Raw genomic sequence first — 21,356 nt, forward strand, 5'->3', positions numbered from 1 at the left:
AAGAAAGTAGGTGATCATACTTGTCCCCGTAGCTCAGCAGGATAGAGCAACGGTTTCCTAAACTGTAGGTCGGAGGTTCGAATCCTCTCGGGGACGCCATTGAAGGAAAAGCCTTGATGTATCAAGGTTTTTTCTTTTTTATGCATACGTCCCTGATCGTTTATTTTGGAAAATACGGAGACAAAGAACATGTCTTGAACGTATTACTTGTAGCAAAAAATGAACGAGATAAGGGGTGTTTCCTTTGAAAAAAGTGATCATAGGCATGGTCTTCGCTATTTTCTTCAGTGGTTGCAGCTCAGATACGGTCGTACAAAATCAGACTGCCGCGCCACCTGCAAAAGAAGTGACGAATGCTGGCACAGAACAGAAACAATCGGTCGACAGCTCTACAAGCTATATCCAAATCGCAAGCTATATGGAAGAGGAGAGCAAAAAAGCTTTCTCCCCCTACTATGAGCTTGTAGAGTTTACCGTATCAGATTATGAAGAGAAGACAGTTGACGGAAAAGTGGAAGCGACATTCGGGTATCAAGTGAAATACAAAAACTTTGAGAAAGACCCTGATACCGTGGACTACATCAAAGCGGCAAAAGAAAAAAACGATCCCAACTACCAACAGCTGTATGATGAATATTTGCAACCCAAGGACATGAACTTTCATTTGAAAGCCGTAGTTGAAGATGCGGACTCCATAACGCTTTACACCAATGTGAGTCCAAAAGGAATCCAATGGGAAAAGGCAGTCATGTCTGATTTCATCCTGAAGAAATAAGATAGCGACTTAACTGTAAGGACCGCGTAATCACGCGGTCTTATTCATTTTTCTCGCACCAGTACTCGTACTCATTGTCGATCCAATCTTTGATATGATCGTAATTCTCCCAAGTATCGTCCACGTGATACACACTTGGCTCACAATCAAACGCTTCTAGATAATGATAGCGATACTCCCCCGTATCGAAATCGAAGTAAAACATCGCGAACTGGTTTCCTTCTTCAGTCAGCATGTCTTTTGCAAATACTCCACCTGTCTTCTCATAAACTTCAGGGCCTGTAATCTTCCTTTGTTTAAAATCAGCGATGAGGTTTTCGAAACTCTTATTAAAATCTTCACTAACCATATCATTTTCAATCAACCAGCCGATGAAAAAACCTGTATGTACGTATGCCTGTTTTTGAGGCAGATCCTCCTCAAAGTTTTCGTAATGATATTTCGCCTTATCGTATACGGTTGTCACTAGCGAATCCTCTCTTTCTATTTGCCCGTTTTTCAAAAATTATACAGGATAAATGTAATCGTAAAAAGCCAAAAGAGGATGAAGAAGGAAGGGTAGGAATTTTGTAGCATTGCCGTGATGCGAAGTGGTAGTATTTAACTGTTATATAGAGAGAACCATTGGTTGGTTCATAGAGGGGTCATATTTCATGCGGAAATTGCTTGCCTATTTTCTTAGCGCTGTAATGATTAGTCTAGTAATCCTTCCTGTAGAGCCTGCGTCATCTAGAGGCTCAAGTTCATCTAGCTCCAGTAGTTCAGGCAGAAGCTCAGGTTCGTCTAGTACAAGCTCATATTCGTCTGGCAAAAGTTCAGGATCATCGAGTACCAGCTCATATTCGTCCGGCAGAAGCTCGTACTCTTCAGGAAAAAGCTCAGGCTCAACCAGCAAAAGTTCAAGCTCCTCGATAAAAAGCGCAAAGCCTTCAAGCGGTTTCAAATCATCCAAGCCGGTTAAAATCAAAAAGCATGACGATGACGATGATGATGAAGAAAACGTGGAAGAAGATTCAAGCCAAGAAGAGGAGACGAGCGAAGAAGCCGCTGCGGAAGAGGAAAGAATCAAGCGGTCCGAACTCTTAATCCAAATCGATAGCGGTATTGGACCATACCATTTACAACCGAATCAATATTATCAAACGACCATTTGGGGTGACCCAACTCATAATGGTCCCCTATACTTTACCGTACATAATAACGGACAGTTAGAAGAGGTAGATGAGAGTGAGATAAATGGGGCAACAGTATTTAACATCCCATACAATTTCGATCCAACACCATTTGAAAAAGAGTTTTATCTTAATAGCCTGCCAACGGATCAAATCTATGTGGCATCCTTTCAATATCAGGATATTTACTTGTTTTTAGACCCAGATGGTATCATTCACTGGCTCCCTAAATATGAAGCCTTAGAGAAAAACCTCCCCATTATAGAAGCAGAAGAGGTACTGCTGTCAGAGCAGACACTGGAAATGCACAGCAACCAAATGGCCTTGCATAATTTCCCCAAAAACAAAGTCTACCGGAAGAATATCAATAGAATTCCGAGGTATTTTCTGTTTAACAATGAAGAAAATGTTCAGTTAGTAGGAAAAAAAGAACTTAAGAACTATGAAGTTTTGGAATATGACCAAATGATTGATCCGACTTCTTCTGATCTTATGGGAGAGATCGAAGAAAAAATCCAAGATTCAGGGGTCCCGACAGGATACATATATCAGATGACAGTGAACAATGCCCCGCGACATTTTATCTATTATGGAAGCCGTTCGGTTGGGTTTGTAAAGAACCTGTCGTCTGTTCAAGAAGATTATAAAGTTCGCGATTTTGAACAGGTTGTCCAAAAGATGCGGAAAGAAAAACAAGAAGAAGAGAAAAGGCAATCGATCTGGAAGCTGTATTTGATTACAGCCGGTGCGATTATGCTCGGTATTTTTCCTTTATCCTATTGGTATATGACTAGAAAAAGAAAGAAGAAGAAGCAACCTCCTAACAAGATCATTACGAAAAATACGAAAAGTACGAGAAAGAAAAAGAATGTAAAGCCTGTAAAGCCTGTAAAGCCTGTAAAGCCCGTAAATCCTGTAAAGCCTGAAAGAACACCGATTCAACAGCCCCTACCTAAAAAGAAAGAAATAAGAGTAGAAGAAAAAAAGAAGTATGACGGCGGACTGTTTCAGCAATTTGAAGCCGCAAACAAAAAAGAACAGCCGAAAAGCTCTGGAAGCGGGCTGTTTGATCAATTTAAAAACAACCATTGATAAGCAAAAACCCGTACTCAGCTTAGCTGGAGACGGGTTATTCATTCCATTCTATAACGTATACTCACTTAAAATAAACTGCGGAGCCAACAAGTACTCGACGGGATATAAATCATTTCTTCTTGTTAGTAACGCCTTCACTAACCCAATTTGATACTCTCCCATAACTTCAATGATCACGAACGCATCCTGCTTCTCATTCAGAGGATAAATCACATTGCTCGAATCAAAGACTTTGTGATCCACATCCAATGTAACCAGGTGAGAGGGTAGACCTTTCCACTCAGTGCGATAAACCACAAACGCTTTATTTTCTAACAAGTGAACCAGCTTGTCTTTGGATAAATTCAGTTCAATCCCTGTCATGTAGCCTTGCTCATCGAGATCGTTCTGGTATTCCTCATCGATCTCATCGTCAACCGCCTTCTCGTACGTTTTCGTGGATAAACGCATGTCATCTAACAGCTTTCCCCTGTTGAAATCAACGACTAACGGGATGTGCAACAAGGAAGGATCGACATAACGGCTAATCTTGTTATCCTTCTCCTTTTGATAATCTATCATTTCCTTATCGGGTTGCTGCAAATAAATATAGCCCATGTTGCAGTAAGCATCACATGTAATAATCATGAGGCTTTCCTCTCTTTCTTTGAAAACTCGAAGAATGGTCAGAATTTTTCGGGTATGATAGAATGGTTTACCAACAATTGTTAATAGGAGGGAGCATGTCGGATGCAGAATGATAAGCGAATCACATTCATTAACCCTGAAACAATGCCACCTACTTTTGGCTACACCCATGCGGTGGAGGTTCGAAATGCACGGACGATTTATGTATCGGGTCAGGTGGCCCTCAACAAGGAAGGCCAAGTGGTCGGCACAGGTGATTTAGCTGCACAGACGAAACAAGTTTTCGAAAATATCCGATTCGCGTTAGAAGCGTCAGGAGTCAGCTTTGATCATGTGGTGAAATTGACTTTTTTCGTGACCGACATCTCCAAGATGCACATTGTCCGTGAGATTCGAGATCAGTATGTGAATACAGAAACCCCACCAGCGAGCTCTGCCGTTGAAGTGAGCAAACTCATCAGGGACGAGTTGTTGATTGAGATTGAGGCTATCGCCGTGGCAGATATATAGTTGTCTCATCCCCCTTCTGTTCGATTATTCATCGTTCAGGAGGGTTTTTTTGTGCTCTTTTGGGAAGATTATGGAGCGAGATAAGCGGATCGGCAATGGTACGTGTCGGCTCTAAATCTTTTGCTATTGGAGTTGGTTGCATGAATTATATCATCGCAGGTATAGGTTTGATCACGGTATTTTTGCTTGCTTGGCTGGCAAGTAGTAATAAAAAACGTATTCGGTATCGTCCTATCCTCATCATGATTCTGATTCAGATCGTGTTTGGCTTGCTGCTGTTGCGAACCAATATTGGACTCATTTTAATATCAGGAGTTGCCAGCAGTTTTTCTGTACTCCTGGAGTATGCTTACGAGGGGATCAATTTTGTTTTTGGTGGCATTGCGAATCCGGGTGCATCGCCATTTTTCTTACAAGTGTTGCTGCCCATTGTGTTCGTATCCGCACTGATAGGGATTCTGCAATACACGAGGATCCTCCCTTTATTTATTCATTATGTAGGACTTGTGTTGAGCAAAGTGAATGGTATGGGAAAATTGGAGTCGTATAATGCGATTGCCTCAGCGATCGTCGGGCAGTCCGAAGTGTTTATTACCGTGAAAAAGCAGCTTGGTGCTATACCCGAAAACAGGCTGTATACATTGTGCGCCTCTGCGATGTCCACCGTGTCTATGTCGATCGTGGGTTCCTTCATGACCATGCTCAAACCGGAGTATGTAGTAGCTGCGTTGGTACTCAATTTATTTGGTGGTTTTATCATTGCTTCCATTATTACGCCGTATGAAGTGAAGCCGGAAGATGATTTGCTCGATCAAGAAAAAGAAGAGAGACAGGCCTTCTTTGAAATGCTCGGGGAGTACATTCTGGATGGATTTAAAGTAGCCGTAGTCGTGGCCGCGATGTTGCTCGGATTTATTGCAATCATTGCGATGGTGAACGGGTTATTCAGTGCGGTATTCGGTATCTCGTTCCAAGCGTTGTTAGGGTATGCCTTTGCTCCCCTCGCTTTTCTCATGGGGGTTCCTTGGCACGAAGCCGTACAAGCGGGAAGTATCATGGCCACTAAAATAGTGGCGAACGAGTTTGTCGCCATCCTCGACTTTACGAAAATTCAAGGTCAGTTAAGCGAAAGAACGGTCGCCATCGTGTCAGTGTTTTTGATCTCGTTTGCAAACTTTGGCTCGATCGGGACAATTGTTGGCGCGGTAAAAGGCTTGAATGAAAGGCAAGGAAATGTCGTCGCCCGGTTTGGACTGAAGCTGTTGTATGGGGCAACACTCGTCAGCATTTTGTCAGGGATTATCATCAGCATTGTGGTGTGAAGGGGACCCTTTCCGGGGTCTTTTTTTGTATTGTACTTTAGGCATGAAAAACCCCCCCTTCAATAGCAGGCTTTATTATTTCACCTGTCTACTTAAAGGGGAGCATCTCACTTCCTAGACAGCCCTTTTTAAGTATTCACACTGCGGCTAGATCACCATAGTAGCGTCGATAATAAGCTGACTTCTCCAATAATTGTTCATGTGTCCCTATAGCACTGATGCGTCCTTGGTCTAATACAAGAATAACATCACTATTCATCACGGTAGTTAAGCGATGAGCAATAACGATGCGTGTGCATGCAATATCAGACAAATAACGATCAATTCTCTCTTCGTTTAAATGATCAAGTGAACTTGTGGCTTCGTCAAGCAATAAGACTGTCGGTTTCGTTAGCAGTGCCTTCGCTAATGCAATCCGTTGCCGTTGACCACCTGATAGATTCATCCCCATTTCACTTATCATGGTATGATACTTCATCGGCATCTGCATGATTTCATCATGAATTTGAGCAGCTTTTGCTGCCTCCATCACATCTTCTATTGTTGCTTCAGGTGCAGAAAATCGAATATTATCTAGGATACTGCGATTAAATAAGTAAATACTCTGGGGCACAGTACCAATCTGCTTCCGTATATGCTGCATATCTAAATTTTGTGAATCTATGCCATCATAGCAAATGCGACCAGCTGTTGGTTCAAATAAACCAATCAGCAGATTGACTAAAGTCGACTTTCCTGCACCAGATTGACCAATAATCGCCACCTTCTGACCAGGCTTAATGTGCAGACTAATATCACACAATGTTTGATCAGAGAACTTCGAATATGCATAGGATACATTTTCTAATTCAATCTTCCCTGTCAATTCTATTTTTTGTCTGCCATCATAATGTTCAGTTGGAGCATCAAGTACATCTTGAACACGTTTTAAATATGAAGTTGTGAGAATAAAGCTGTTAACTGTCCCGACCAAACTACCACTTACTCCAAAAAACTGACTTGCTATGGATTGAATCGCAATAAGCATTCCTAGTGATATGACTCCATCAAAGACATGATATGCACCCAACCACAATATGATAAGCGGTGCTGCTAGCTGTAGTAGACTTGTCATTGTCACTAGTACGTTTGTAATCCGTTCTTTACTGCGATAAATATCAAGTAAGTTTTTGAAATGATGTCGCCACTTCTCAAACATACTCTCTTCAATACCACTCGTCTTAATATGAAATATCCCCAATAGCATCTCCGTTTGCACCGATTGTACATTAGTTCCTGCAAGAATCTGACGCTGATTCCATTCAGCGATTATCTTCTTAGTAAATACAACTGCAAGAATATTGATTAATGATAAAGCAACAACTAACAATGCCAAGGAAGTAGAGTGTATCGACATATATATGAAAAGAGCGATTAACATCAATACATCTAATACCCCACGAATGATACTTCCAGAAATAAGTTCACGTATCATATTCAACGAGTTAGCCCGAAATAACAGATCTCCTATAGAACGAAGCATAAAGAAGCTATAGGGGAGTTTCAGCAAATGTTGAAAAAAATTAATCTGTAACAACGAATCCAAAACATTGTGCATGGTAATAAGTACTCTGCCCCGAATATAGGTAAACAAAGATGAGGTGACTAACATGATGAGAATACCCAGTGCCATAACACTCATCATCGTAGTATTTGCAGGCATAATCACCTTGTCGATCAATTGCTGAATTAATATTGGCATTGCGATGGCACACAATTGTAAGACAGCAGTTACTAAAAATACCAGAACGAACAATTGTTTATTCTGAAGGATAAGTCTGAACATAGTAGCCCAGACATTGGCTGTCTTTACACGCTCGAAGTTTGCCGTTGGATTAAGTTCTAAAACGTAGCCATGAAAGTGGCTCATAAAGGATTCTTCATTCAAATGCTTGCGTCCTATAGCAGGGTCAATAATCGTATACTTCTTCTCGCTTGAATCTTTCTTATGTTTGATTCGCTCCAAAACTACGTAATGATGTTCATCCCAAGTAATAATAGATGGTAACTGTAAAGTCTCTAACAATGCCAAATCTGACTGATAACATTTTGCTGTAAACTGAAGCTGTTCTGCTGTCTTCTTCAACTGAAACAAACTAGTCCCATCACGTCCACTGCCTAGCGCTTCACGTAAATCATACATACTTATGCTACTCTTATAGTAATGCATGATCATTGCCAAACAGCAAGCCCCACACTCCGTTTGCTGCATCTGTTCAATGAATGGTACGCGCCATCGGTGATCTTGTTTATCTTGCCTCTCATCATTCATACCGATCATCTCCATATCCAACAAACGATAACACGACAGTTATCGTGGCAATTCAAATGCAAGTATTGAAGGCACCCGATTATCTAACAATCGTAAATATTCGTATCCCATCCCAGCAGTTCCTGTCATCAATCCATCACACTCCAATCTTGCAATTAAGTGGTCAGATGACTTATATGACTCATAATCTTCAATTGCTCTCAATGCCCAATCATTTGCAATATCCACTAGATTAGGATCATTCATCAGTTTACTTACGTGTAGCAAAATATCAGCATTTCCTAATATGCCATGACACAAGCAAAAACTATTATATGTATTCCCACGATTCAACAAAGTCTGCAGTGCATTCTTATAGTCTTGAGTAACAAATTCCCACTCTTGTGCATGTAGGAGATTCATTGCTTCAAGATGATGCATAATCTCTGCGCGAGCAAGTGCGATACCTGGAGCACCATGACACCAAAAGTTAGCATATTCATGTCTATCTGTAGAGCGCAAGTCTCTCCAGTTTTGTTCAATTTCCGAATAGTAATGATTTTCATATATGAGCAATCTATTCGCCATTTTCAAATACTGTTCACAGCTTGAATGATTATTATGGTTATCACTTAATCTAGCAAGCCATGTAAACGCCCATGCTAACCCGGATGCACCATGAGATAAACCCGTCAACAATATTTGCCCACTCGTCGTGCTGTCATTGTCGACTACATGTTGGTTAGTCAGTCCATCAGGGTATATTTTCGAGCCAGCATCAAAATTCAATTCCTCCATTAATGTATAGAGGCGTTCCCCGGCCGCTTGTGCCACATGTAAATACTCTACATCATGCAAAGCATCGTAGATACGAAGCATAACGATCATACAACCTGCAAGACCATTGATTACATCATACTGAGTTTCTTTTTCTATTCCCCGCATCAATACGGATAGCCTATTCTTGGCATTTTCTAGCAAGGTATCATCTTTCCATAGCAACCCACAATAAATGAGTGCATAAATATTTGTACTTTCACCTAAATAAGCTGAGGTCGAAATAGTTATCTCATTGGACAATTCGCTTGCTTCATCTAGTTTCAGCTTACTTGGCTGAATAGCATTCAAAAGCTGTCGTGCAATTTCCCGATACTGCTGGTCGCAAGTGATATGAGCTAGTTGAGCGAGATATAACACATAACCACCTAGACCACTATACATATTGTGGTCTAACCATGTTGGTTTAAATTTATCCTCTACTCCAACTATAGCAAACCCAATACACGCAATATTACTATCATCTGTTTGGACAATGCGACGCATTATACTATTACCTATTGATGTCGCATATTGCTGAAATTGTGTAATTCTATTCTCATTATGTATTACATCTTGGGTTAGTGTTGTAGTATGGCGATTATACATATCAGCACGCTGATTGTATGAATGACCATCACTAGAATGTTCACTTTCCTCCAAGCTGGATAGAGACCAGCGCAAATATTGTAGCTGTAAACTAAGATCATCTTCAGATAATTGCATCAGGTAATGTTCCATTAACTCAATAATCGACATCGGATAAAAATTGGGTATACAGACTCCATTCATATCATATAAGTCACGACTATTAAGTGAGAACATAAAGTAAGGAACATCTTGCCGCTGCATTTGTTCCAACTCACATTCCATAACAGCAGGTGGTGGAAACGTTGAGTTATTCACCATAATTTTTAATAAGCGATTGCGGTCTGATTCATTCTGTAAATAATCAGGATGCATACTATCTGATAAAAACTTTCCATACAAGGCTGTTGCCCGAAATACATGACGACCAGTCGCATCAGAATACGGTAAGAGTATGTCACGAACAAAAGTATCGCGATGCGTATGTAATAATCGATACAAATCACAAAAACCTTCGATCATATGCTTTGTATACATCGAGATGTCCATATATTCGCCATTTAATATTGGTCGATTTTGTTTTTCATTAGTCGTAAATATGTCGTCAATCAAATAAGCTTCATCTGTGCCAACATTTTCAATACGCTGAGTCTTCATTAACTGCGACTTTTGTCCACCTCGACCGCCTGCTGCACTTAAATCAATATCCCATAGTGCATTAGGAATATAAATTCCAGGTAGCATTAGAGATGAGAATATCGTTCGCTGATTTTGCTCCCCTAGCACCTGATGCAATTGGGTATCTGTTAATGGAGTAAATATGGTCTCCAAATCAATTAATATCGGCTGAGCTCCATTTGCGATAATATTTTCAGAATGATAATCAGTAGCCCCACATGTATAGCATAATGCCGATAATGCACCTAGACGATAATAGAACTGTTCTACTTCCATAATGGATTGACATGGATTGTGGCTTATAAACTCATGATATCCATAAGCTCCACAATTGAGCACATGTGGACTGCTCAATAAATACTTCAAACCTCTCTGATTAATCCAATCAAGCATAGCACTATAACATTCATCTATACGTAATGAATGGGGTTTATACACTAGTTTAGCACCACTGTTAAACTTTAAAATGGCAACTGATTTACCTGTGTTATGGGTATCCCCTGCTCCAATCTCTATCCCAGTTAGACAATCATATTCGCAACCATTTCCCAATTTCGACTTGAATTTTATCCAATCTGAATGGTAATGATCAATAATTTCACGTACATACGAGCTAAACATTAACGTGTGTTCTGTCAAGCACCTAGCTAACACTGGGTATGTATCGAAGAATACTCTTAAATGATGAGGATCTTCTAACAGTTTAAAATACTCTTGATATCGCTCGTTCGGTGATTCAGCTGTTAAATCACCTAACTGACTAGCAATGGATATCTCTAACGTCGTCGTCTTGAACTGCAATGAAGCCAACCGTTGTACACACGCTTGCATGAGCCCTTGTTCAACTTGAAAATCATCGATAATATCTGCATGAACATTATTTAGAGCTTCCTGAAGATTGCGCCAAAAATCTGCTAGAAATGGACGGATTATGGGATTAGGTTCTTTTTCAATGAACTCATTATCATGAGAGGCACTTAATATTCGGTTCAGATTCTCATCGCTATCTACACTAATCCCTCTATCTCTTGCAGCTTTAACCAAAATGTCCCCTCCTGCTATATTTATTTCGTACCAAAGATTTATTTATCATCGAATATTTGACATATGTAGGCCGCACATTCTGCATGGCGACCTCATACGATTATTTGCTGGACTTGGAAATAAGATGATTAGGATTAATATTCATTTTGAGTATTAATTGTTCAATAGTTAGAACATTACGGTTCATTATCTAAAACCGCATTATGGAAAGAAACTATTCATTAACCCACATTACAATCAGAAGTGAGAAGGTAACATTTCACCATCTCACTTCTGATTAATTACTTATAATTTTCTAGCATTGTGGTACATCACCAGGGCGGTACGTAAGGCATTGGCTTTGAGTGGGAGTCGGTGGATTACAACTATCATTATAAGTGTAACAACCAAACGCGTATGAGATAATATTACCGGTTGTAGTTCCCACGGAGTTTGCTTCAACACTACCTGCAACCATTTCCTTCAACTGTTTCTCATCAACTTCGCCAACCGGCGAAACAAATCCTTGCTTCGCTCTCCCCTCAGAAGAACGATACTGAGCACGTAGATCATTGTTAGACATATACAACTTCCTTTCTACATGATAGTAGCACTATATATTATCTCTTCTCCATAAAAGAGAAGAAGTGCTCACAAAGATACTCTGCCTTCATTCTGTGTTTAAAATAATCTGAAAGCGCACATTTTCAATATTACAAATTTCGACTCAAAAATGGAAATACTTACAATTTATAACATGAATTTAGTAGAATGTAAATATAAACTATAAATTCGAAACATTTCTTTTTAAGGAGGTATTTTCTGAAAACAGGGACACTTTTGAAAAAAATGAGGGTGGAGTGTATTATTAGTCAGTCTGCTTTGAGTTGCATTTCTAGTAGAACTACTCTAGCATCATAGTGCTATTCCTCTTGGAAACCTTGTTCTGTATTTGGATAAAATGAACGTTAGATTAGATGAGTTTTCATATTTCTTAGGTTGCGATGAGACCATTCAAGAGGAGATGAAGTCGGATGAGAAAATGGGTGTGTATGGCTGTAGTGGCAGGTTTGATTGTGGGAGGCTGTTCACCTGATACGAGCGTATCAACAGATTCTAAACAACAGCCTGTAACTGAGCAGCAAGAGGCGGGAAATAGCGGGGGCGACCAAAAGCAAGAGAAGCAAACCGCTACCGCGCGCCAAATTATTCTGGACGATCAATTTTTAAAGCAGCTATCCAAAAACGAGATCAGTGGCTTCGATATCCACATCGGGATGAAGCGGGATGAGGTTTCTGCGCTATATGGCAAGGTAACGAAACAAGATTATTGGGATGGCGGGCGCTATGAAGTCTTTGAGAAGCTAGAGAGTGCGCTCATTTATTTTGATGGCCAGGATCGCGTGTATGGAATTGATTTGGCTGGGCTTCATCTAAATGAAACGAATCTGGACACAATCCGTAAAAATCTGGGGGCGCCTGTCAGTGAAGAGAAGAGCATGGCCGATCAGGATTATGTCATGTTTTTTGAAGCGGGAAATAACTCCGTATTTATTAGTGCAAAGGACGAGCGATCACCAGCAGACAAAATAAGAATCATCAATAAAAAAATGATCGAGGAATCGCCGCAGAAAGAATAAAAAGAAAAAGCCAGTCAGAAGGCTCGAAAATGACCTTCAGACTGGCTTTTATACGTTAACAATGGCATTACTCAACCGAGCTTTTTCCAAACAGAATAGCGTCGAGTGCGAACTTGGAGCTGCCGCTGATACCAAGAGAAACCAACATCGCAAGCAAGGCCAGATCCAACTCATAACCAGCGCCACCTTCACCGCCCAGGAAGCCGGCAGCGAGCTTGGCTTTAAAGATCGCACCAAGCATGACAACAGACAACGCACCTGCGAACACGCGAGTACCCAGACCGAGAATCAAGGCAATACCACCTACTACCTCCAAGAAGGCAACGAGATAAGCAATGAATGCAGGGAGTCCCATGGTCCCGAAGAAACCAGCGACATTCTCCAGCCCCATTTGGAATTTAGCCACTCCGTGAATGGCAAAAGTAAGACCAGCAATCACACGTAGAATAAGTGCGCTCCATTCAAAACGATTAGACATGTATGAATCCCTCCGAAAATTTAAATGCGTAACAAAGTTACTTTTCGTTAGTAAGTATACAATAATAATTTCCTAAGTCAAGTGATTCAATAAAATCCCAACAGTTGGCAAGTGTAATTTTCAAGGTGGATTCACATCATTGGTTTTGATGGATTGAACAAAGAGCGGTATACTGGAGGGAGAATGAGGTGATACCTATGAAACAGTCTACCCTCTGTCCCAAGTTCGAAAAAGGTATGCAGTTGTTAGGGAAGCGATGGACAGGTCTAATCCTATACCAGTTGTTGTCGGGACCACAGCGCTTCTGTGGATTGGAAGGGGCCCTGCCAGTAAGCGGAAGGCTACTTTCTGAGCGGTTGAAGGATTTGGAGAAGGAAGGACTCGTGCATCGGCAGGTGTTTACTGATTCTGCTCCTGTCCGCGTAGAGTATTCCTTAACGGAGATGGGGAAAGCTCTGACTCCAGTGCTCAAAGGAATTGAGTCTTGGTCGCAGAGCTGGATCGAGTTGAATGCAGACGAAATGGCTAACGACAGCGAAGAATAACACAGCCTATATAAAAAAGCATCAGGAGAGTATGCCTGACGCTTGCCACGATGAAAACCCCTGGAGACAGGGGTTTTTCTGTTATCCGTTAATCTTCAAATCTTCAAGAAGGGTCTTCGTTCTTTTCTTGCAAAGCCTTCCACTTTAAAAATTCAATATGGCGCTTGACCTCAACCAGCTCGTCCTCTGACAGGCCATCGACATCTAAGAAGGTCGCTGGTGTTTCCCGGACAGAACCGCGTTTCCAAGATGGTTCCTCCGTGCGCCCGTGGAGAAAATCAGTGGATACTTCAAATAAATCTGCGACTTTGGAGATCAGATGAAAATCGACGCCTTTCTTTTCGCCTGACTCGATTCGCGAAAGTACCGTATTATGTATGCCCAGCTTTTCAGCTAATTGAAGTTGTGACCATTGTTTTTGCTCGCGTAGCCATTTTATGCGTTGACCAATTATGGACATCGTGAGACCACCTTTATCGTTTTGGCAATTCCATTCTAACAATTTTCCAAAACGGAAAAAACAAGATTGCTAATATGACAAAATCTGTATTGACTTTGCTAAAATTGAAAGGATATGATGTAACTATAAATATTTGCCATTTTTGCAAATCAGGAGGAGATAGCTGGTGGAACGACTCAACCTCCCGTTTATCGCGCAAAGACGTAATGAGTGCAAACTGACCTTGCAAGAAATGGCGGAAGCACTCGGGTTTCGAAATGCCTCGACATACTTGAAGTACGAGAAGGGAGAATATGATTTCAAGGCTAATCATCTGCCAGTGTTGGCTAAAAAACTACGATGTAACATGCTTGATTTTTTTATTAGGTTGGTTTGCTGATTTAGCAAAAGGGGTGGGGGGCTTGAACGCTTGGGAGGCAAATAGAAGGCAGCTGGAAATATGGAGAAAGACCGTCGCTTACGAAATTGAAATGATGGCGCCACAGAGTATGCCGGCTTGCGAGGGATTTCTCGAGCGCTTGGTCATGTTTGAAAGGGAGTTGGAAAATAACGCGCGATGCCCATACAGTACGACACATGATGGGAATGATGCCGGGTCGCGTCCGTTACCCATTCAGGAAACAGAAAAAAGCCCGGTACGGACTTCGCCGTGACCGGGCTTTCGTTATATGTTACAGCTTGCTGATCTCTTCTTTTAGCAGCTCCGAATGGGTTCCGAAGACGACTTGCACGCTTCCTTGACCCAGTCGCATAACACCTGCTGCACCGAGGTCCTTCAAAGCTTTGTCATTGACCTTCTTGTCGTCCTTCAAGACGAGACGCAAACGAGTGATGCAAGCGTCTACGCTAACGATGTTTTCTTTTCCACCAATGTGAGTGAGCACTTGGATCGCTTTATCCTGCATCGAATTGTTCCTTCCCTTAGCTGTAGCTGTCATATCTTCGTCATCCTCACGTCCTGGCGTCTTGAGGTTCAGCTTTACGATAAGGAAACGGAACAGGGCGTAGTAGACCACGGCGAATGCCAGACCAATCGGGATGATCATCCAAGCATTCGTAGAGAGGTGGTAGTTGATGCCGTAGTCGATCAGACCCGCTGAGAATCCAAAGCCGTGCTTGATACCCAGAGAGGTCACGATATACCCGGACACACCCGTCAATATCGCGTGAACAAAATACAGGAGTGGAGCAGCGAACATGAACGCAAATTCAACTACCTCGGTAATCCCGGTCAGGAACGAAGCGAGAGCTGCACCAATAAACATAGAAGCAACTACTTTGCGTTTTTCAGGGCGCGCTGAGTGAATAATAGCGAAAGCCGCTCCAGGAAGTGCGAACATCATGATCGGATAGAAACCAGTCATAAACATTCCTGCTGATGGGTCTCCCGCAAAGAAACGATGCAAGTCGCCGTGTACGACTTTTCCTGTCGCATCGGTAAAGTCACCGATTTGGAACCAGGCAATCGCATTGAGTACGTGGTGCAGACCAAATGGAACGAGCAATCGGTTGAAGAATCCGAACAAGAAAGAACCTGTTGCGCCGAGACCTACGATCCAAGAGCCCAATGAGTCAAGGGCAATCTGGATCGGCCCCCAAATGATCCCAAAAATCAAGCCGACGACAACCATGGAAAGAGAAGTGATGATCGGGACGAAGCGTTTTCCACCAAAGAAGCCTAGCCATTCTGGCAGCTTGATCGAATGGTAGCGGTTGTAGAAAAACGCTGCAATACCACCCGCCATAATACCACCGATGACACCCATGTTCAGTTTTAAATCATCCGCGATGAAAGGCATGGCAGCAGGAACAGCTGCAAGTACTTTCGTCAATACGACGTAGGCAATGACAGCGGCCAAAGCAGCAACAGCATCTCCAGCCAAGCCAATGGCAACACCGACAGCAAAGATTAATGCCAGGTTGTCAAAAATGGCTGCACCGCCAGCAGCCAAAAGCGGAGCGATGTACGAGTCCATGAATGCACCAAAGGCGCCGAGATTGAGGTCCTTCTCGAATTTGAGAAGACCAAAGCTTTGCAAAATCGCTGCGGCTGGCAACGTTGCGACCGGGAGCATGAGGGCTCTCCCAATCTTTTGCAGAAAAGCGAGCATAGGATAAAACCTCCTTGGAATGGAATGAATTTATCAGGGAAGCCGCTCTCCGGATGAATGGCAAAATGATGAGGGCACAAGGAATAAGCCGGAGAGAGACCATTCTGATCGATGTGTTGAAAGCGCTTTCGGTACTCAGGTGACAAAACCTTTTATTAGGCTTTGTCTTTCAGATATTGAACGACCTCGTCTACAGTAGAGAGTGTAAGAACGTGCTCGGCCAGTTGTTTCGCTTCGTCTATGCTGGTGGAGCGGATACGTTCTTTGACTTTTGGCATGACCGAAGCGGCACCGCTGAACTCATCGAGTCCCAATCCGAGCAAGAGCTTGGTAGCTAACGGATCTCCCGCCATTTCCCCACACAGCCCAGTCCAAATGCCCGCCCTATGGGAAGCTTCGATGACTTGGGAAATCAATCGTAATACGGCCGGATGGTAGTAGCTGTACAGATCGGCGATATTGGCATTCATCCGGTCTACAGCCAGGGTATATTGAACGAGATCATTCGTGCCGATGCTGAAAAAATCTACCTCTTTCGCAAACGCATCTGCTTGCAGGCAGGCACCCGGAATCTCCATCATCATGCCTACTGCGATCTTCTCGTCAAAAGCGATTCCTTCTGCCCGCAGTTCTGCTTTCGCTTGCTCCAGTAATCGTTTGGCTTCACGCAGCTGCTCCAGATGGGAAATCATCGGGAACATGATCAGCAGGCGACCAAATGCACTAGCACGTAAGAGAGCACGTAATTGCACCAGGAACAATTCTGGTCTGGCTAACGAGATCCGCATGGCGCGGAAACCAAGGAACGGGTTTTCCTCCTGTGGAAGCGCGAGTGCTGGCAAATGCTTGTCGCCGCCAACATCCAAGGTGCGAATGATGACCGGCTTGTCGCCAAAAGCAGCGGCTACGTGCTTGTATGCAGCAAATTGTTCGGCTTCATCGGGAAGGGTGCTGCGATCCATGAACAAAAACTCGGAGCGGAACAAACCGATTCCTTCTACACCAGATGCGATCAGCGCATCTGATTCTTCTGGCACAGCCATGTTTGCCATCAGGTGAACGCGGTGGCCATCGGTTGTTTCGGCAGGCAGTTCTTTAATGGCTTCGTACAATTGGCGTTCCTTTTCTTCCTGCGCGGCCTTTTCCTGATAGGCAGCCAGTGTATCCGCATCAGGCGAAACAATCAGATGTCCAGAGGTTCCGTCGATGATCAGCAAACTTCCGGAGTCTACTTTTTCCATTAAGGTATCGCCTGCACCCATGACAGCGGGAATTCCGAGAGAGCGTGCCAATATGGCTGCATGAGAGGTAGCGCCGCCTTTTGCCGTGACAATTCCTCGGACATGTTGGAGCGGAAGTTGAAGCGTTTCGGATGGGGTGACGTCCCATGCAACCAGAATAAAAGGCTCTTCCGGGTAGGAGATGACGGTGTCACCGCCCGAAATATTTCGAATCAGACGGCGGCTCACATCACGAATATCATCCGCGCGCTCTTTCATGTAAGCATCGTCCATACTCTCAAAGAGAGCAATGAACTGATCGGCTACTTGCGAGACGGCGGCAGATGCCACCAGTTGTTGATTTTCGATGAGCGCACTCATCTCCCCAACAAATGCCGGGTCATCCAAAAAGGCAATATGAGCAGAGAGGATGGCCGCTTTTTCCGAGCCTAATTGTTCCTCTGTCTGTTCTCTTAGCTTTTCCAGTTGTTCGCGTGCTTGCTCTACGCTCTTGTTAAGTAGTCCTAACTCCTGAGTCGTATCCACTGGAGTGGTGGACTCGGCCTGCGTGATGGCTGTTTCGTGTGTGAGTCGTAAAACAGGGGCTATCGAAATGCCAGCGGATACCGGGATTCCTTTTAACATACATCCTTCACCTTCCTGTCCGTCGTTTACACTATATGTTTGACGAGGATTGCTCCAATAGCTGCTGAATCGCAGTGGCTACGTTTTGTTCATCCGTTCCGTCGATCTGAACGGTCAGGGTGTCGCCTTGGGAGACACCCAACGTCATGATGCCGAGAATGCTTTTGCCATCTGCGTGTTTTGTCCCTTTGCTCAGCGTAATCTTTGACTGAGATTGCGACGAACAATTCACGAGTAGAGCTGCTGGCCTCGCGTGGAGCCCACCCTCTACATTGACGGTTACTTCAAATTGAACCATGTTGTACCTCCTTCAACCATGCGCTTCGCTTTATTTTAAGACGACAGTCATAAGTGGCTCTTGGCCTGCTTGCACAGTTGCTTTTGCCACCACATTTTGTTCAGCAACCCGATCACCGTTTGTAATAACGATCGGTGTTACGATTGGACAACCCGCATCCTCCAGTACACTCTTGTCGAATTGGATGAGCTTGTCGCCAGCTTTCACTTGATCGCCAACCGAGACAAACGGGGTAAAGCCTTTCCCGTTTAATTTCACAGTATCAATTCCGATATGCATCAATATCTCAAGACCACTTTCAGTCGACAGCCCGATAGCATGATGAGTAGGGAAAAGATGTGTTACCTTTCCATCGACAGGGGAGACGAGAGTATCTCCACTTGGCAAAATCGCTACACCATCACCGACGACTTTACCTGCAAATACAGGATCAGGAACTTCGGACAGGGGGAGTACGGTACCTGTTAATGGTGCAAGAAAGGTTACCTCTTGTTGTTGTTTTTTCCGGGAAAAAAGACTGCGTAGCATAGTATCCTCCTTTTGCGTCTGAACCAAAAAAGGCATGAGACGGTTGAATTCATACGACGACATACTTACTATGTCCGTATGATCTCACCGCTCATGCCTAGTCGAGCTAGTAACACGCAGGATTATGATTTAATTTTGTTGTAATAAGCGATAAAGGTGCAGAGCCATGTAACCAACCTCGTCTTCTGGTACAGCGATCTCGAGACGGGTGGAGATGTATTGAGCCAGCTCTGTTGCCAATTGATAGGCTTCTGGCATAGTGATTTTGACTCGGTCCAGAAGCGGGTTCTTGATGAATTTTTGTTGACGGATGCGCTCAACGGCAAAGCGCAAATGGGTAATGAGGCGAACGTAATCAATGGTACTGCGTTCAATCGTAATGGCTGTTCGCTCTTCAATCAGGCTTACCAACTCCGTGATGATGTTGGTGAATTGGACAGCCTTTTTTACTGGGACGTAGCTGATCGCGGAGTGAATGTGCAAGGCCAGAAATCCGATTTCACTATCTGGAATGTCCAGGTCGAATGCGTTTTTGATCATATCCGCTGCCCGATTCGCCAGCGCGTACTCCTTCGTGTACAGCGTCTGGATTTCGAACAAGAACGGATTCACGATCTCCATGCCGTTATTGAGCCGATAGATCGCAAACTGGATATGGTCAGGCAAGGCAACGTGGACGTGTTCGTTCAATTCTGGCGTAATCTCTATCGCAATGAGAGCGATGATTTCTTCCGCAATTCCTACGACAGCAGGATCTACTTGGCTCAAGATGTTCTGATACTGCTTCTGATGATTTTCATTTTCGAGCCTGAAGCGCTTTTCCACTCGCGAGTCATGGGCGGGGATGGTATTCCCGGGTTTTGCGCCAAATCCGATTCCTTTTCCGAACAGGACAATTTCTTGTCCGGGTCCGGGTTCTTCCACGAGTACGACGTTATGGTTCAACACACGCGTAATTGCGTACGTTTTTTCCTTTTCACGGGACAATCCATTCCACCACCTTTTGATAGACAAAAACGGTCCATGACCGTATTTGCTTACCGCAAGCGGTCACATCCAATTTAATGAAAAACGCCGACGAACCATGACGTTAATCAGAAAAAAGAGCCGAAAAAACCTTTTTAACAAGAAAAAGATCTTCTCGGCTCATGCCTGCATTACCAGTAACACGCCTTGTGAAAACGCTTCAATTAAAGCTTATAATAGCTCACGTCTCGTACATTGTCAATCACCCTGTTTACGTGAAGAAACACGGTGGGCAGGAGATGCAAGAGCCTGTCCCGAATTGTTTGAACCATCAGGATAAGGGCAAAACAAAGCCAAGCGGACGCCTCATAGCAATCCGCCTGTTTTGTTACTTGGTGTACTTGTCGGCAATCGTAGATGCACAGAAGGAGTTCGGTTTGATTTCGGCACGAAAGTGGTTGGTTTCTGCTAAGCTCAACAAAGACTGGATAAACTTACGGGTAGGGCCATTCGTACCGATATCAAAATGCAGGCGGATGGGAGTATCTAAGTGGTGGTCCCGCAAATATTGGCGTACTTCTGTGGCAAGTCCGACTGCGTACATCGCTTCCTGAAATATACGCTGTTGCAAGGATGAATACCGGCGTTCCTGAAATTTGTGATAAAAGAAGGTACCCCCATGGCCGGGACGAATCACTGTGATAACAAGGGCAAAAAAAGTCCCGCGGCTTTTTAATTGAGAGTCGGCCCCCACAATAATTTCAAATGGACCATCTATTGATGAGATGGTATGTTCGATGTGGGAAAACACTTCTTCTTTTGCCAGTAGACCTCTAGTCGGACTGTGAAAGCGATCAAATAACGTATTTGCAGAGGTTAAGCCCACTCACATCCCTCCAGAAAGAGGCTAACAAAGATTTGCATACTTCTTCCTTACATCATTAATGTATGTAATCTCTCAGATAGTATGTGAAAGGGTAGGAACAAAAACTTCTTGAATCAACTTTTTTGGGTAAAATGGTCCGTTTGTTCGGGACGAAAGACTGTTTTTGAAGGAGCTTTAGGGAAACGTGATACAAACAAATGAACATGATTATTATATGAAACAAGCCATGGAAGAGGCCCGGAAAGCCGCTGCGATTGGCGAAGTTCCGATCGGTGCGGTCATCGTGCGCGACGGGGAAATCGTAGGTCGCGGCTACAACTTGCGTGAAACACAAAAAGACCCTACCTTGCACGCGGAATTGATCGCGATACGGGAGGCAAGTGAACGCTTGGGTGGATGGCGATTGATCGGATGTACGCTGTACGTGACGTTGGAGCCGTGTCCAATGTGTGCAGGTGCAATCGTTCAAAGCCGCATCGAACAGGTCGTTTATGGCGCTCGCGATCCGAAGGCGGGCTGTGCCGGGACATTAATGAACCTGCTCGCGGAACCGCGCTTCAATCATCAGGTACCAGTCATAGAGGGTGTGCTTGCAGAGGAATGCGGGCAGATGCTCAAGGACTTCTTTCGTGGATTGCGAAAAAAAAGACAGCCGGTACAGGAATGACCGGGCTGTCTGGACA

At 43.6% G+C, this 21,356-nt stretch carries 21 protein-coding genes and 1 tRNA gene; 10 read left to right on the plus strand and 12 right to left on the minus strand.

Annotation, left to right across the window (positions count from 1 at the left end; genetic code table 11):
* Window positions 1-22 precede the first annotated feature (22 nt).
* Window positions 23-99 (plus strand) — tRNA-Arg (locus ACFVS2_RS30255).
* Between the two features lie 136 nt (window positions 100-235).
* The gene (locus ACFVS2_RS30260; RefSeq protein ID WP_390240102.1) at window positions 236-775 is read left to right on the plus strand and encodes a hypothetical protein; all 540 of its coding nucleotides are present in this window, start codon (window positions 236-238) and stop codon (window positions 773-775) included.
* A gap of 40 nt (window positions 776-815) precedes the next feature.
* Here the strand turns inward: ACFVS2_RS30260 and ACFVS2_RS30265 are convergent, their stop codons facing one another.
* The gene (locus tag ACFVS2_RS30265) at window positions 816-1,241 is read right to left on the minus strand and encodes a DUF7832 domain-containing protein (RefSeq protein WP_390240104.1); all 426 of its coding nucleotides are present in this window, start codon (window positions 1,239-1,241) and stop codon (window positions 816-818) included.
* A gap of 187 nt (window positions 1,242-1,428) precedes the next feature.
* Here ACFVS2_RS30265 and ACFVS2_RS30270 point away from each other — a divergent pair, with 187 nt between their 5' ends.
* Window positions 1,429-3,039: a hypothetical protein gene (locus ACFVS2_RS30270; RefSeq protein WP_390240106.1), complete on the plus strand. Its 1,611-nt coding sequence runs from the start codon at window positions 1,429-1,431 to the stop codon at window positions 3,037-3,039.
* 51 nt (window positions 3,040-3,090) lie between these two features.
* Here ACFVS2_RS30270 and ACFVS2_RS30275 read toward each other — a convergent pair whose 3' ends face one another.
* Window positions 3,091-3,669 carry a hypothetical protein gene (locus ACFVS2_RS30275; RefSeq protein WP_390240108.1) on the minus strand — a complete coding sequence of 193 codons (579 nt, stop codon included), beginning with the start codon at window positions 3,667-3,669 and terminating at the stop codon, window positions 3,091-3,093.
* 102 nt (window positions 3,670-3,771) lie between these two features.
* On the opposite strand from ACFVS2_RS30275, the gene ACFVS2_RS30280 reads away from it, so the two are divergent.
* Both ACFVS2_RS30280 and ACFVS2_RS30285 read left to right on the plus strand, forming a co-directional pair.
* A complete protein-coding gene (locus ACFVS2_RS30280; protein WP_173620795.1) occupies window positions 3,772-4,179 on the plus strand; it encodes a RidA family protein in 408 nt (135 codons plus the stop codon).
* A gap of 140 nt (window positions 4,180-4,319) precedes the next feature.
* On the plus strand, window positions 4,320-5,501 hold the full coding sequence (locus ACFVS2_RS30285) for a NupC/NupG family nucleoside CNT transporter (protein ID WP_173620794.1): 1,182 nt from the start codon (window positions 4,320-4,322) through the stop codon (window positions 5,499-5,501).
* Between the two features lie 136 nt (window positions 5,502-5,637).
* On the opposite strand, the gene ACFVS2_RS30290 is transcribed toward ACFVS2_RS30285, so the two are convergent.
* Window positions 5,638-7,812, minus strand: coding sequence for a peptidase domain-containing ABC transporter (locus tag ACFVS2_RS30290; RefSeq protein ID WP_390240110.1), 2,175 nt, complete (start codon window positions 7,810-7,812; stop codon window positions 5,638-5,640).
* A gap of 39 nt (window positions 7,813-7,851) precedes the next feature.
* Window positions 7,852-10,917, minus strand: a complete 3,066-nt coding sequence (locus ACFVS2_RS30295; protein WP_390240112.1) for a type 2 lanthipeptide synthetase LanM family protein — start codon at window positions 10,915-10,917, stop codon at window positions 7,852-7,854.
* A 1,013-nt stretch (window positions 10,918-11,930) separates the two neighbouring features.
* Here ACFVS2_RS30295 and ACFVS2_RS30300 point away from each other — a divergent pair.
* Window positions 11,931-12,536: a hypothetical protein gene (locus tag ACFVS2_RS30300; protein ID WP_390240114.1), complete on the plus strand. Its 606-nt coding sequence runs from the start codon at window positions 11,931-11,933 to the stop codon at window positions 12,534-12,536.
* 67 nt (window positions 12,537-12,603) lie between these two features.
* Here the strand turns inward: ACFVS2_RS30300 and ACFVS2_RS30305 are convergent, their stop codons facing one another.
* On the minus strand, window positions 12,604-13,014 hold the full coding sequence (locus tag ACFVS2_RS30305; protein ID WP_173620790.1) for a DoxX family protein: 411 nt from the start codon (window positions 13,012-13,014) through the stop codon (window positions 12,604-12,606).
* A 197-nt stretch (window positions 13,015-13,211) separates the two neighbouring features.
* Here ACFVS2_RS30305 and ACFVS2_RS30310 point away from each other — a divergent pair, with 197 nt between their 5' ends.
* Window positions 13,212-13,559 (plus strand): winged helix-turn-helix transcriptional regulator, encoded by a 348-nt coding sequence (locus ACFVS2_RS30310; RefSeq protein ID WP_039960453.1) that lies wholly within the window; start codon window positions 13,212-13,214, stop codon window positions 13,557-13,559.
* A 103-nt stretch (window positions 13,560-13,662) separates the two neighbouring features.
* On the opposite strand, the gene ACFVS2_RS30315 is transcribed toward ACFVS2_RS30310, so the two are convergent.
* Complete coding sequence (locus ACFVS2_RS30315; RefSeq protein ID WP_228088427.1) at window positions 13,663-14,019, minus strand: helix-turn-helix domain-containing protein; 357 nt, start codon at window positions 14,017-14,019, stop codon at window positions 13,663-13,665.
* A 166-nt stretch (window positions 14,020-14,185) separates the two neighbouring features.
* Between ACFVS2_RS30315 and ACFVS2_RS30320 the strand changes: the two genes are divergently transcribed.
* The gene (locus ACFVS2_RS30320) at window positions 14,186-14,398 is read left to right on the plus strand and encodes a helix-turn-helix domain-containing protein (RefSeq protein ID WP_173620788.1); all 213 of its coding nucleotides are present in this window, start codon (window positions 14,186-14,188) and stop codon (window positions 14,396-14,398) included.
* 13 nt (window positions 14,399-14,411) lie between these two features.
* Complete coding sequence (locus tag ACFVS2_RS30325) at window positions 14,412-14,672, plus strand: hypothetical protein (protein ID WP_390240193.1); 261 nt, start codon at window positions 14,412-14,414, stop codon at window positions 14,670-14,672.
* 18 nt (window positions 14,673-14,690) lie between these two features.
* Here ACFVS2_RS30325 and nagE read toward each other — a convergent pair whose 3' ends face one another.
* From nagE to ACFVS2_RS30355, 6 genes are all read right to left on the minus strand, one after another.
* Entirely contained in the window at window positions 14,691-16,130 is a 1,440-nt protein-coding gene (gene nagE / locus ACFVS2_RS30330; protein WP_173620787.1) for an N-acetylglucosamine-specific PTS transporter subunit IIBC, read from the minus strand.
* Between the two features lie 155 nt (window positions 16,131-16,285).
* Window positions 16,286-17,995 (minus strand): phosphoenolpyruvate--protein phosphotransferase, encoded by a 1,710-nt coding sequence (gene ptsP, locus ACFVS2_RS30335; protein ID WP_390240117.1) that lies wholly within the window; start codon window positions 17,993-17,995, stop codon window positions 16,286-16,288.
* A 31-nt stretch (window positions 17,996-18,026) separates the two neighbouring features.
* Window positions 18,027-18,293, minus strand: coding sequence for an HPr family phosphocarrier protein (locus tag ACFVS2_RS30340; RefSeq protein ID WP_144618346.1), 267 nt, complete (start codon window positions 18,291-18,293; stop codon window positions 18,027-18,029).
* A 30-nt stretch (window positions 18,294-18,323) separates the two neighbouring features.
* On the minus strand, window positions 18,324-18,821 hold the full coding sequence (locus ACFVS2_RS30345; RefSeq protein ID WP_390240119.1) for a PTS sugar transporter subunit IIA: 498 nt from the start codon (window positions 18,819-18,821) through the stop codon (window positions 18,324-18,326).
* A gap of 129 nt (window positions 18,822-18,950) precedes the next feature.
* Window positions 18,951-19,808: a glucose PTS transporter transcription antiterminator GlcT gene (glcT, locus tag ACFVS2_RS30350; RefSeq protein WP_390240121.1), complete on the minus strand. Its 858-nt coding sequence runs from the start codon at window positions 19,806-19,808 to the stop codon at window positions 18,951-18,953.
* A 367-nt stretch (window positions 19,809-20,175) separates the two neighbouring features.
* The gene (locus tag ACFVS2_RS30355; RefSeq protein WP_007719824.1) at window positions 20,176-20,673 is read right to left on the minus strand and encodes a ribonuclease H-like YkuK family protein; all 498 of its coding nucleotides are present in this window, start codon (window positions 20,671-20,673) and stop codon (window positions 20,176-20,178) included.
* Window positions 20,674-20,857: 184 nt separating this feature from the next.
* On the opposite strand from ACFVS2_RS30355, the gene tadA reads away from it, so the two are divergent.
* The gene (tadA, locus tag ACFVS2_RS30360; protein ID WP_390240123.1) at window positions 20,858-21,340 is read left to right on the plus strand and encodes a tRNA adenosine(34) deaminase TadA; all 483 of its coding nucleotides are present in this window, start codon (window positions 20,858-20,860) and stop codon (window positions 21,338-21,340) included.
* Window positions 21,341-21,356: the final 16 nt, after the last annotated feature.

This window comes from Brevibacillus sp. NPDC058079 (genome assembly GCF_042885155.1).
GTDB lineage: Bacteria > Bacillota > Bacilli > Brevibacillales > Brevibacillaceae > Brevibacillus.